Below are 11,618 nucleotides of genomic sequence, written 5' to 3'. Positions count from 1 at the left end.
TAGCTCGATAAATTCCCCAAAGCCTTATTGTTGCGTCCACTAAGCGAGTGCGATCACATTCCGTTAAAATCGCTGAAATCATTGTGTAGTAAGTATTTCGCATTCTCGGATAAGTCTATTTGATAAACCCACTGAGCAATTTGAGGATAGGCATTTAATAAAGGTTCTACAGTCAGTCCTAAAAATAGTTGTCTCATCACCAAAGAAAAGTTATCTGCAACTATAGAGTCAAAGGCAGAGCGATTTGGATGAAATTTTTGACTGGGTAATAGGAGTTGTTGCTGTGTTTTAGTAATTTGTTGAATATCGGCAAGATTAATTACTGGCATGGTGGAGAGAATATAACATCTCTCCCATGCAGCGGTAAGCTGCAAATAATTATACGTACAGCCAAGATACAAGAACCAGTTGTCATTTCCAATTCGCAATTCGCAATTAATAATACCCCACGCATGAATGCGGGGGCTTGAATATTGATACTACGTGTTTTGTTTCTTTTCATAATTGAAATTAGGGGCTTGTACCCTAAATGAATCAATTATCAATTACGTCCGCAATTGCGAATTGCGAACTGCGAATTGTTCGGTCAATATGATCAATCCTCTACTTCTGGCTCACCAATTGTCTTCTGTGCGCCATGACGAATATGGAGAATTCTCACCGTTGGAACAGGCTGATCTTCAAGAACCGTAAATAGAATACGATAGGTTTGCTTTCCTTGCCCGTAAAGAAGAGTCGCGAATTTCTTGGCTAAAGAAGGCATCCTCTCGAGCGATTGGACAGCGCCGAGGCATTTCTTGCAAAGAGACGATTGCTTTAATCAACCCTTGATACCAGAGTTGGGCACGTTCATCTGTGGTAAACTGAGAAAAACTTAAGAATGCGGCATCCGCTTCGGCTTTCGCAATGCTAGAGAAATCAATGCGGTACGTCATGCTTCAAGAGACAATCCATATTTCTGATTTTGTTCAGCAATGAAGTCCTCTAAACTCGAAAATTGTCCTTGCTCAAAATCATCAAGTCCACGTTGGATTCCCTTTAAAGCCTCAAAAAAATCTTGATCGTCCAAACTCAGTCCTAAAGTCAGCACCGCTAGCGCCATTTGCGAAATATCTTGTCCAGTACTTTCAGCACGCTGTCGCAGCAGTGCCTCAACTTTCGGTGGCAGATCAAGTGTAATGGACATTGTGAGTTTTCCGAGCGTGATACTGGTTTTATTATAGCGATGCCTGCTCTGGGCGTAGCTGCGGCACCTCATAGATTGGGTAAAGCGGACTGCTCAAGTGTGGGAGTGCTTCAGCTACGCCCGTTGTAGACATCGCGCTAATTCTAGATAGCTGTAAAATTAAGCTGCAAGTGATGGCAACTCTTAGAGGCGCTACGCGTAGCAAGCTTTTGAGTAAGGGTACGCCAAAGCCAACTCTTGGAGACGCTCCGCGTAGCTTGCAACTCCTGCGGAGTACGGCTAACGCATGTCTTATTAAAACATTAATCGTTACAACAATCCTAACTGATAATGACTCAATCCCAACCTCCATTACCACAACCCAAACTAGAATCTGCTGGTATTACCTCTGACCAGTATTTTGAATTTACTCCAGAAAAACTAGAACTTAGTAACGGATATTTGGGTTATGGTGGACAAGACCAACTTGGGTTTCATTTGTCTGTTCTCACCAATATGGGATTGTTGACAGCAGTTCGACATACAAATTTGTCGCTGTGGCTAGAAGCACTCAAAGGTGTAGTAAGGGAAAAACTACCGACTGTCAACGCTCAACCAGAAGTAGCAGAAGCAATGCTCAATCGATTTAATCGGGCGATCGCAGACTTGGAGGCAGTGATAGAGTATCTGGGACATTGACACTCTCTTGACTGCGAAACTAACGCAAGCGCTCGGTTTCACAGTCAGGAGAGTGTTAAACATCAGGTGTAGCGATCGCATCTAATAACAGTAATCCCATTTGCTTCAATAAAGCAGTGTTACCATCAGGGCAACCATGTTGAATTAGGCACTTGGCACAGCCAGTATCACAATTACAATCTCGTGCGATCGCTCTAGCAGCACTAGCAAGTTTTGGCAGATGTTTAAACACAGCTTCTGCCGCACCATTACCACCATCACTGGTATCATAGAAATAGCCTGTGTAATTGTTATTTTCCCCTAACTCCTTTACTACTGTAAAATTCACCTGTTTAGGGTCAATTCTAGCCACCAGCTGTAACGCTCTCATAATTTGATGCCCAAAGCTGTGGATAGCAATCAAGGTACTGGAATATTCCCACAACTGTTGATAGCCTGGTGGAATCGGTTCTCCACTGCGGGTTAAATTGGTTCTAGTTTCCAAGGCATTGTGCTGGAGGTATTCCCGCGCACTTGAGTTAATTGCTACTTTGACCATTGGTGCGGAAAATTGAGTACGGAAAGGCTGCTCAAACTTTTCTTCTGACAGGGTTTTCACAACTACAGCCTTACGTGTGAGTTTGCTACAAAGCGGACAACGACGTTCTTTAGGTAGCGGCTCTTTGTAGTTAAGACACCGCTTGTTCAAACAAGTCTGCTCATACATTTGGGTCATTAAACTGTAACCACTGGTAATGTGCTTAACCTCACCAAAACTAAGTGCCAGGGTTAGGTATTCCTGACAGTCATCAACTTCAATGACTTGAGAAAACAGCAATGGTAACTTCACCGGATCAGTCAGCACTGTTAGGCTACTGGTTTCTGATTCTGTAATTGCAACTGTAAAAAGTGAGCTATCTGCTGTCTGTTTTAAAATTGCTTGCTTGCTGTTCAAGTCAAGGGAAATGCACTGATAAGTCAGCATTTGTCCATTGGTATCTTGTCGTTTGTAGATGGCTTGGGGATGGACTTCTCGGTGAGCAATATCTTCTGAGATTTCCTCTAGTTCTTCCCCTGATTCTGCATCTACTAGCTTGATGGTAGTTTGGGATAAACCACCTCGAAAGTTAACATCTTTATGGGGATAACCCTTTGCCCACAGTCCATTACGACCTTTATTTAGATGCCCTTGGGCTAACAGGAGTTTTGCTACCTCGTAAGCTGCTGTGCCAAAGTAGTGCTTGATTTTATTAGTAGGAATACCAGTTTCTGCGGCTGCACACATCAAATGTTTAGCAGCAAAGATGGGATATTCGTCATTAAAGAATACTTCTTCAGCTTCTGGCGATACCAGCATTTCTGGATGTTCTGCTACATAGCAGTCAATGGGATTGAGAGCATTGGGAAGCAGCACTGTCAGTTGATGAGACATCAACATCAATATTTTTCCCATTTAATAATGTTGGAGAATATAGTTTTGAACTGCAATTTATTAAGAGAACGCTTTTAGAGTCAACTTCTAAGTTTGCTGTAAGAGAATTTCTCAAAAAATTGGGTGTTCAGGATGCTTCGTGTTATGAAATTATCGAAAATCATATTTTACCCCTTTATAAAGGAAATAGTTGGAAAAGCAAATTTAATCAGCTGCTAGGATATATTTGTTACATTAAAGACAACTTATCGGAATACGAAAAAGAGTTTAATAAAAGAAAAACTCCTTATTCTTACTCGTATTCCAAAGAAGATCCTCTAAAAAGCTTGAAAGAATCGCTATTGATAAAAACAGATAAAAATGGCTATTCTCGCCTAGAAAACGTTTACCTTCCTGCTAGTTATGGGAATCCAAATGAATTGGAAATATTATTATCAGGAATACAAGATGTCTGGTTTGTATCCTCAGAGTATATTCAAGACTTAATGCAAATTAAAGACCTTAGTGAAAAAGCAGAGAAAATCAAAGAGTGGAGAGAGTTTTTTGTTAAGTTAGGAGTGCATGTTGTACCGAAAGTTGATATACAAGTAAATATTACTTCTCATAAGTCTAATACAAAGAGTGTATATACCCATGAATATCCTATTTATAGGTCATCTCATATTTTAAAAATTCTTGAAATCAATGATATAGAGAAAAATAAAAGACTAGCTCAAATTTTAGACTTCAATTGGAATTACTACAAAGAATATAAACAATGGTATGATTACTCATTTGGAGGTTCTCATGGTAGTTGGTATCGTTCTAGTGCTAGAGAGGCTAACTGGTTTACCACAATTAAAACAGCAGCTTGGCTGCCTACTACGAAAGGCAAGTTAGCTAATCCTTCTGAAATTTTTCTGGATAAAACAGAAACAGGCGCAATACTAGGAGATAGCGTTCCATACTTAGCCATTACTCTCAATAATCAAGATTTTATTAAGGATTTAGGAATAAAAGAAAAAATAACTGATTCCAAGGATTATGCTGATTTATTGCTGGCATTATCTCATAAAAAAGAGCTTGATGAAAAAGATGAGGAATTAGTTCTTAAAATTTATCAGGAATTGAATATAGTTGGTATAAATTTAAAAGATTGGTGGAAGACCTTTATGATTAAAAGAATATTTTGGACAAATAAAAAAATATTTTGCACAGCTAGTAAAGTTTTGATAAATGATAATGATGAGGCTTATGAGTTGTTTAAAGACAATCCTCAAATAGCTTTTCTCAAACTCCCCCCAAACTACTATCCTAAACTTCAACACTTTATTAAAGGGACTGATATTCGCTATCTTTCTCAGATTATTAAGACTGAGTTAGCAATTGGAGAAGTACCAAAAGTCGAGGAAGAAAGCCTAACTGAGCAGATTAAAGCTTTGATTCCTTAAGTCTTACGTTATCTTTACCAAGTAGAACACCAAATTTACCAACAGCTTAAAACCAATCACACTCTAATACAACTCAAAGATTTAGTGTGTTACAGGGTGGAAAACCTGCAAATTAAATATCTTCTTGATCAGCAATCAGCTTATACTCAGAGAAGTGCTTTCTTATATAATGGAAATCTCTACATCCAATCAGATAGCTTGTCAGATATGGATTATTTAGCCTTGGAAATTTCTCAATTATTTGGTAATCCAAAGGGGTTGGATGATTTCTTGATTTTGCTGTTTGAGAAAAGAACATTATATAAAATTGACAGCTTAATGAAAGCGAAAAATATTCAACCACTACCTAATGAAGAAAAGCAGTGGTTTGAAACCTCAAATATTTATCTAGGAGAAACTAACTTTATAGAAATAGCAGCAGAAAATGATAAAAACATTAAATTTACAGCTAACAAACATCAAAAATCAGAACACGATAACCGTTCCTTTAAATCAGAATTAACAACTATATCTCCCAAAGATGAAGTATTTGATGATGCTCAATGGCTACCTGAGTGTGAACCTAGAGAAATTCTAGAACTTGAGGCTATTCAATTGACAAAGGCAAAAATTACATCTCAAGGATATCCTAGCACTGGAAGAGTTACTGAATCTATCATCACTCCATCTTTTGCTGAGTTAATTGAAGACGAAAGTATTTCAGACAAGACTACTTTTAGTAATAGCCAATCTGAATTAGCGCCACAAAAAATTATCCAATTAATCACAGAACTACGAATAATAGATAGAGATGAGCCAAGTGAAAAGCCTAAACTAAGCGGGATCTGGGGTGAAAAATTTGCTGTTGAATATTTAAGGCGAAAGTTTGGTGCTAAGTATCCCCAAGGAAAGTTAGACGAAAATAAATACGGATTTTCTATCAAAATTAATAGTCAAGTACTAGTTGAAGTTCAGTGGCTAAATGAAGTTCAAGAGACAGAAGGGTATGATATAAAATTAATTGAAAATGGTCAAGAAGATTATATAGAGGTTAAGTCTAGTAAACCTGGAGCAAAGAAATTGATAAAGCTATCAGGGAGTCAATGGAAATTGGCTTATGACTTGGGAGAAAACTTCCATATATATCGGGTTTATAATGCTGGAACTCAACAAGCTACACTTATTGATATTTCTAATCCCAAGCAACTTTTCTCTGAAGGTAGTCTCCGTATAGATTCTGTTTATCTTCGGATATAGAGTATATCTACCAGCGAAGATATGTCAAGTAGAACTATATAAAAGGCAGATTTAGGCATGATTCGGACTATATTTCCAATCGTACTTACACAGCAAGAAAGAAAATTTGAAATAATCTGACGCGAGGTGATGAGTAAAAATTACCCTAGCGATGCCTGCGGCGGGCTACGCCTACGCTAATCGCTGCTTCTGCCCTCCAGAAACATTTGCCCTTACTGCGCTGGACATCGTATCATATTTTTGCGGAAATTGGCTAAATGTAAGAGGCTGAGGCAATGGAAATAGAGATTAAAATAGAGTTAGTAAAGGTAGAGTTTACTTAATTGGAAGGTTCTATGATGACTTTACAAGAAATTATTAATTCTATTGAAAGTTTGCCCACAGAAGATCGAGAGTATTTATTTGAGTTTCTTCGCCAGCAACGAATTGAGAATCGGCGGGTTGAAATTTTGGCTAATGCTCAGGAAGTGATGCAGGCTTTTAAGGATGGGACAGCTCATAGGGGAAGCGTTGATGATTTGATCGCTGATTTACTAGGAGATGATGATGGAAGTTGTCTGGAGTAGTGGATTTAAGCGGTCTTTTAGGAAGATTACAAAGAAAAATCCGCAATTAAAGAATCAAATTGTTAATGTATTAAGGCTTTTGGCAGATGATCCATTTACACCGTCTTTGAAGTCTCATAAGTTAACAGGAAATTTAGCTCTTTTGTGGTCTTGTTCTGTTGCTTATGATTGTAGAATTATCTTTAATTTGTCTGAGGATGAGAAGTTGTTAGAAATGGTTATTTTATTGATTGATATTGGCAGCCATGATGAAGTTTATTAAATGGTAAAATAGAGGGTTAAGCTTTGAATGTAGAGAAGTCAGCAAAGTTAGGGTTTACTTTCGAGGAGGTTCTATGATGAATTTACAAGAAATTATTAATTCTATTGAAAGTTTACCCACAGAAGAACGGGACTATTTGTTTGAGTTTCTCCGTAAAAAAAATGAGGAATCTAGAAGGGATCATTTTTGGGAGGGATTACAAAAATTTAGAAGCGTAATCCAAAGCGAGGGGATTATCTTTACTGATGATGATTTCGCTGACTTACGAGAGCGCAGTGTGGTCAGAGAAATTTATCTATGAGCTTGAAATACTTACTTGATACCAATATTCTCAAGAGAGCCAGCACGTCCTATTCCTAAAATGAGAAACATAACTTGTGAAAGTTTTGTCAGATACTAATATCATTATTAGTGAATTTGGATTTCAGACTGGAATCAAATATACAATCCAAAATCCAAAACTCTCAGTCAACTTTATGTTGATTAAGTTAACTTAAATAACCTGCTAATGCTAAGAATTATTGGCAGTAAATCCTTACTTTCAGCACCCCTCTTAATAGACATCTCTAAATCCAGCACCATAGTCACTGCTTTAGCTAAAGCATTAATGCTTGTATTTGCTACCTCCTGACGCAAATAGTAAATGCGATTAGGATTGCTGATACTGCACAGTTGAGCTAATTCACTATCTTTCTTAATCCCAGAAACAATCGCAGATTTAACCCACAGCCAAGTTCTAAACTGCGTTAGGAGAGTAGCAACAATCACCATTAATGGTTCCGAGCGTGACAGTAAATCATCCAGCAGGTGCAAAACTTGATTGCTTTCTCCTTGACGAATAGCAGATGCCAGTTGTAGGCTATTCTGAGTCTGACATGGCACTAACTCTTTTACTTCTGCAAGCTCCAGTTGTCTGCCATTACCATAAATATACAGTTTGCGTAACTCTGTGGCTGCACGGGTCATGTCGTTACCAATTGCTTCTGCTAGATATTCCACTGCACCCTTTGACAGCACCAGCTTGATTTTTTTAGCGTGAGTAGCGATCGCCTTTTCAATCAAATCAGTACGCCAAGGTGGTATCAATGGAAACTCAAACAACTTGGCATACTTGACAAGATGTTTGTAAATCTTTAGGCGCTTATCTACAGTGGTGGCGACAAACACCAGAATTGTAAATTCAGGCACTTGAACAAGCTGCTGCAAAGTTTCCAACTCAGTATCACCCCACTGCTTGAGGTGGCAATTTTCGACAATCACCAGTTTTTTACCACCAGTCAGGGAACGAGTGCGAGCTACGCTGATGCCTCGGTCAAGGTGATCGGCGGGAAATCTGTGATAGCAAAGTGTGAGCCATTGGGCATCAATTTCTGCTTTGTATTGGTTGATCTGTTCCTGGATGGCGTGTTGGTCATCACCTGTCAGCAAGACAATCATGCTTTTACCCTCCCATTACTGCTCTTATTGGCAGTTTTAATTAGCACAGTCATTGGTTGTTGACTTTGGGTAGCTCGTTGCAGCATTTTAGCGATCGCCTCTTTACTACTCTCAAACTTATTCAAGTAAGCTGGTGTAACCTCTAAAATTGCCTTGTCACCTTGCAATTTAACGAGATTTGCATGAGCCAACAGCTTTTGATTACTGGGTTTAGCTATATCTATCACAGAAAGCCAAATTTGAGCCAGGTTAGTAGTCTGGGCTGCAACTGTTGGTAACAATTTGTCATCTACAGGTTTAGCTGTCACCTTGTTTGTAGTGTATACTCCAACTGTTGGTAGCAGCTTGCCGTCATGCACAGGTTTAGCAGTTAGCGTCTTGGTTGCACTGACAGGCAATAAACTGGGTATCAGGTTCAGTAAGCAAACTTCTAGCCACACAGCAGCATTTACTGTGTGCCGCAGATAGTTTTCTGCTTTTTGTAACTCTGCTAGAGACAAGTTAAGCGTCTCGAAATTCCAGTGATTTGCTAAAACCTTGAGTTGAGCATAGCTAACACAACCAGTCAGCAGGGATTGCTCTTTGGGTGCAGACTTGATAATCAGTAAATCTCGGTATGTTTGCAGTAAATTAGAGAGAATCAATTTGGGTGTTTTACCAGAATCTACTAAAACTCTTGCTACTTGCAGCAAGTTAAAGGTGTTGTTCGTGGATATTGCCTGTAAAATTGACATTAATTCTGTTTCTGTCACACCACCAGCAATTTCCATGACATGATTGGCAGTGATATCTTCATCTAAAAGACTCACCTGACCGAGTAATTGCAGTGCATCTCTGAGTCCACCATCGCTGAGTCGAGCGATCGCTGTTAGTGCCTGATCATCAATAGAGATAGATTCTGCATCTGCTACAATACCGAGGTGCTGCACAATTGCCTGAACAGATAAAGTGCGGAAATTAAACACCTGACAACGGCTGACAATGGTAGGTAATACCTTGTGCAGTTCTGTTGTGCAGAGAATGAAAACAACATGAGATGGTGGTTCTTCAATACACTTAAGTAAGGCATTGAAGGCGTTACCGGTTAGACAGTGGCACTCATCGAGAATAAAAATTCGGTAACGTCCTGCAACAGGTGCTAAGGTACTGCGCTCAATTAAAGCACGGGCATCATCTACACCATTATTAGAAGCAGCATCAATTTCACTGACATCTAGGCTATTACTGGTTTCAATTGAACGGCACGATTGACAAATACCACAAGGTTGGTCAGTTGGTTTTTTAGTGTTGAGACAATTGAGGGATTTAGCAAATATCCGAGCAGTTGAAGTTTTACCTGTGCCTCTAGAACCTGTGAATAAATAAGCTGGTGCAATTTGCAGGTATTTTACAGCATTAGTCAGAGCAGTTTTGATGTAGGGCTGTCCAACTAATTCGGCTATTGTCTGGGGTCGATATTTTTGATGTAGGGCGACTGTAGACATAGGATTCATTAACCTTAATTTGTCGCCCTTACCCCTGTTAAGGGGGTGTAATTTTGAATCCAAAGTAGGCTGATTTGCTCAATTCCAGTAAGATTTACCGATAGCAGAAGTTGAGTACACCTAATCATTTAAACGTTGAAACAGATGGAGAATTTTATGAAATTTACAACCGAGCTATAGCACTTTTAGAATTCATATCCTTGGCTCATAAAACGCTAAATTTCTATTTTTTACCTGCTTCCTTAAGCAGTAGCGAATTCTGTTAAACCTCGTTTACTGGGATGATGGAAACCCAAAACAATATCGGCTTGGGGTATTCCGGCTGATAGCAAATCATCAACAACGCATAAATTAGTTGCATCTTCTTCCACCCAAACTTTGCCGTTTTTAATGCAGAGATAGATGATAATATATTGTATCTGCTTTTTGTCATCCCAGCCAAATCGAAACCAAAGAGATTGATCTCTTGTTTCATCGAAAGCCAAGCGATCGCTTACTTCAACTCCCGTATCTTTTACAACTTGAGTATTAGTAGTTTCGTAATACTCAGTCAATATCTTCTTAATACCATTGCGGTATTGCTCTAGCTTATCCATTGCCGAATTTCCTATTTTTAGATTCTAAAACACACTTTTCTCATTTGTTGCATTTTTTGATAAAATTGTTTAATGTTCAATAATTTCTGTAAATTATTTGTAGAAACATTTTTCTCATTTGTAGCATTTTTTGGTATAATTGTTTAATGTTCGATAATCTGTGTAAATTCCTTGTAGAAAACTTTTCCAGCGACTTCGCTACTTGGTTGTTAGGTGAACCAATAGCCCTAACAGAGTTAAGTCCCAAAGAACTATCCATAGAACCAATTCGTGCCGATGCTCTCATCCTACGGCAATCCGAAGAAATAGTCCTGCATATCGAGTTTCAAACTCAACCAGACAAGAATATTCCCTTTCGGATGACAGATTACCGTTTGCGGGTATATCGTCGTTTTCCGGGCAAACGACGGAACATCTCCAGCTCCGCTCCTGAATTATTAAGTTCTACAAATGCCTCCAAAAGTTCTTTCCAATAGTTTTTAAACTGATAACTTTATTATTACCAGATTCTTCTGTAGTGTTATTAGCCAGCACAGAATCAGTTTCCAACAAAGAGTTCAGCAGTGATAGTTGATGATCAACATCTGCAACATTGCGGTATATTAGAGATGGGTCTATTTTCATTTCTAAAGGTGTAGGAACGATTTTTAAATATTGGTTTAATGCCTCTAGATAATTTCTATTGGTAAATTGTCTTTCTGCTACATAAGGGCGCAAAATCTCCAATAATTGGATAGCTCTTTTGATTTCTAGAGAATCAGAAGTACTATCAATTTGAGGTTGGCTTTCTCGGTAGCCTTTCATTTTCTTCTCAGCCACGAGATTGTGGAATTTAGAAACTGCTTGTTGATAATTACCAAAAGAGTGAACTTTTTGCTGAGATTTGTAGCCTACCCTACCCCACTCAACAGTTAGATTGCTTTGCTCAACTTTTGCACTCCAGAATTTGTTACTGTTCTGAGCAGCATCTACAAATATTAAGTAAACTTCCATATTTTTGACATAATTCAAAGTAGAATATTGCCATGTCAAATGAATATCTCAACAACAGATGTTCATTTGACAAAAGCTTCAAATTATTACTAATTTGGGAATACCTAATTAGTGCGGAACCTAGAAGTACGAAGACCTTTCTTAGACACCTGCACAGGACTGGAAGTTGGTCGCGCAATCTTTGACCAAGACTGCATCCGCTCAACAGCAGCAGCATCTTGAATCGCTAAAGGGGTGATGTTTTGCTGACAATTTTCTAAATCAGCCAGTGTGACCTGCTGAGGCAGGGGAAACGCATCTAATTTGTTTTGACAAAATGTAACTTATATGAACGCAGAA

Annotated in this window: 14 protein-coding genes and 2 pseudogenes; 7 read left to right on the top strand and 9 right to left on the bottom strand. The window is 38.6% G+C overall.

What is annotated here, in order from left to right; all coding sequences use genetic code 11:
• Positions 1-53: 53 nt before the first annotated feature.
• The 3 genes from HWQ37_RS21960 to HWQ37_RS21950 all read right to left on the bottom strand — a co-directional run bounded on the left by HWQ37_RS21960 (position 54) and on the right by HWQ37_RS21950 (position 1,186).
• On the bottom strand, positions 54-329 hold the full coding sequence (locus tag HWQ37_RS21960) for a hypothetical protein (protein WP_292750836.1): 276 nt from the start codon (positions 327-329) through the stop codon (positions 54-56).
• Between the two features lie 351 nt (positions 330-680).
• Complete coding sequence (locus HWQ37_RS21955; RefSeq protein WP_229551268.1) at positions 681-935, bottom strand: hypothetical protein; 255 nt, start codon at positions 933-935, stop codon at positions 681-683.
• On the bottom strand, positions 932-1,186 hold the full coding sequence (locus HWQ37_RS21950; RefSeq protein WP_094333544.1) for a hypothetical protein: 255 nt from the start codon (positions 1,184-1,186) through the stop codon (positions 932-934). The genes HWQ37_RS21955 and HWQ37_RS21950 overlap by 4 nt, the downstream gene beginning before the upstream one ends.
• A 330-nt stretch (positions 1,187-1,516) precedes the next feature.
• On the opposite strand from HWQ37_RS21950, the gene HWQ37_RS21945 reads away from it, so the two are divergent.
• The gene (locus HWQ37_RS21945) at positions 1,517-1,864 is read left to right on the top strand and encodes a hypothetical protein (protein ID WP_094333155.1); all 348 of its coding nucleotides are present in this window, start codon (positions 1,517-1,519) and stop codon (positions 1,862-1,864) included.
• 55 nt (positions 1,865-1,919) lie between these two features.
• On the opposite strand, the gene HWQ37_RS21940 is transcribed toward HWQ37_RS21945, so the two are convergent.
• Complete coding sequence (locus tag HWQ37_RS21940) at positions 1,920-3,296, bottom strand: Zn-binding domain-containing protein (RefSeq protein WP_292750830.1); 1,377 nt, start codon at positions 3,294-3,296, stop codon at positions 1,920-1,922.
• Between the two features lie 98 nt (positions 3,297-3,394).
• Between HWQ37_RS21940 and HWQ37_RS21935 the strand changes: the two genes are divergently transcribed.
• The 5 genes from HWQ37_RS21935 (at position 3,395) to HWQ37_RS21915 (ending at position 7,070) form a co-directional block, all read left to right on the top strand.
• Positions 3,395-4,705 carry a hypothetical protein gene (locus HWQ37_RS21935; protein ID WP_292750828.1) on the top strand — a complete coding sequence of 437 codons (1,311 nt, stop codon included), beginning with the start codon at positions 3,395-3,397 and terminating at the stop codon, positions 4,703-4,705.
• Positions 4,706-4,801: 96 nt separating this feature from the next.
• Positions 4,802-5,941, top strand: a complete 1,140-nt coding sequence (locus HWQ37_RS21930; protein WP_292750826.1) for a protein NO VEIN domain-containing protein — start codon at positions 4,802-4,804, stop codon at positions 5,939-5,941.
• Positions 5,942-6,276: 335 nt separating this feature from the next.
• Positions 6,277-6,507 (top strand): hypothetical protein, encoded by a 231-nt coding sequence (locus tag HWQ37_RS21925; RefSeq protein WP_099100473.1) that lies wholly within the window; start codon positions 6,277-6,279, stop codon positions 6,505-6,507.
• Entirely contained in the window at positions 6,488-6,769 is a 282-nt protein-coding gene (locus HWQ37_RS21920) for a type II toxin-antitoxin system RelE/ParE family toxin (RefSeq protein WP_292750824.1), read from the top strand. The genes HWQ37_RS21925 and HWQ37_RS21920 overlap by 20 nt, the downstream gene beginning before the upstream one ends.
• Before the next feature lie 73 nt (positions 6,770-6,842).
• Entirely contained in the window at positions 6,843-7,070 is a 228-nt protein-coding gene (locus tag HWQ37_RS21915) for a hypothetical protein (RefSeq protein ID WP_292750822.1), read from the top strand.
• 182 nt (positions 7,071-7,252) lie between these two features.
• Here the strand turns inward: HWQ37_RS21915 and holA are convergent, their stop codons facing one another.
• From holA to HWQ37_RS21900, 3 genes are all read right to left on the bottom strand, one after another.
• Positions 7,253-8,206: a DNA polymerase III subunit delta gene (holA, locus tag HWQ37_RS21910; RefSeq protein WP_292750820.1), complete on the bottom strand. Its 954-nt coding sequence runs from the start codon at positions 8,204-8,206 to the stop codon at positions 7,253-7,255.
• Complete coding sequence (gene dnaX, locus HWQ37_RS21905; RefSeq protein ID WP_292750818.1) at positions 8,203-9,690, bottom strand: DNA polymerase III subunit gamma/tau; 1,488 nt, start codon at positions 9,688-9,690, stop codon at positions 8,203-8,205. Before dnaX ends, holA begins: the two co-directional genes overlap by 4 nt.
• A gap of 242 nt (positions 9,691-9,932) precedes the next feature.
• Positions 9,933-10,286, bottom strand: a complete 354-nt coding sequence (locus tag HWQ37_RS21900; protein ID WP_292750816.1) for a XisI protein — start codon at positions 10,284-10,286, stop codon at positions 9,933-9,935.
• Positions 10,287-10,432: 146 nt separating this feature from the next.
• Here HWQ37_RS21900 and HWQ37_RS21895 point away from each other — a divergent pair.
• Positions 10,433-10,693 (top strand): annotated as a pseudogene (locus HWQ37_RS21895) (Rpn family recombination-promoting nuclease/putative transposase); the annotation flags it as partial.
• 37 nt (positions 10,694-10,730) lie between these two features.
• Here the strand turns inward: HWQ37_RS21895 and HWQ37_RS21890 are convergent.
• Entirely contained in the window at positions 10,731-11,279 is a 549-nt protein-coding gene (locus tag HWQ37_RS21890) for a WGR domain-containing protein (RefSeq protein ID WP_292750814.1), read from the bottom strand.
• A gap of 104 nt (positions 11,280-11,383) precedes the next feature.
• Positions 11,384-11,563: pseudogene (locus HWQ37_RS34700) on the bottom strand (AAA family ATPase); the annotation flags it as partial.
• Positions 11,564-11,618: the final 55 nt, after the last annotated feature.

Source organism: Nostoc sp. NMS4, from assembly GCF_017115095.1.
In the GTDB taxonomy this organism is placed as follows: Bacteria; Cyanobacteriota; Cyanobacteriia; order Cyanobacteriales; family Nostocaceae; genus Nostoc.
Note: the sequence above shows the minus strand (reverse complement) of the source record. Positions and strands in the feature narration are given on the sequence as shown.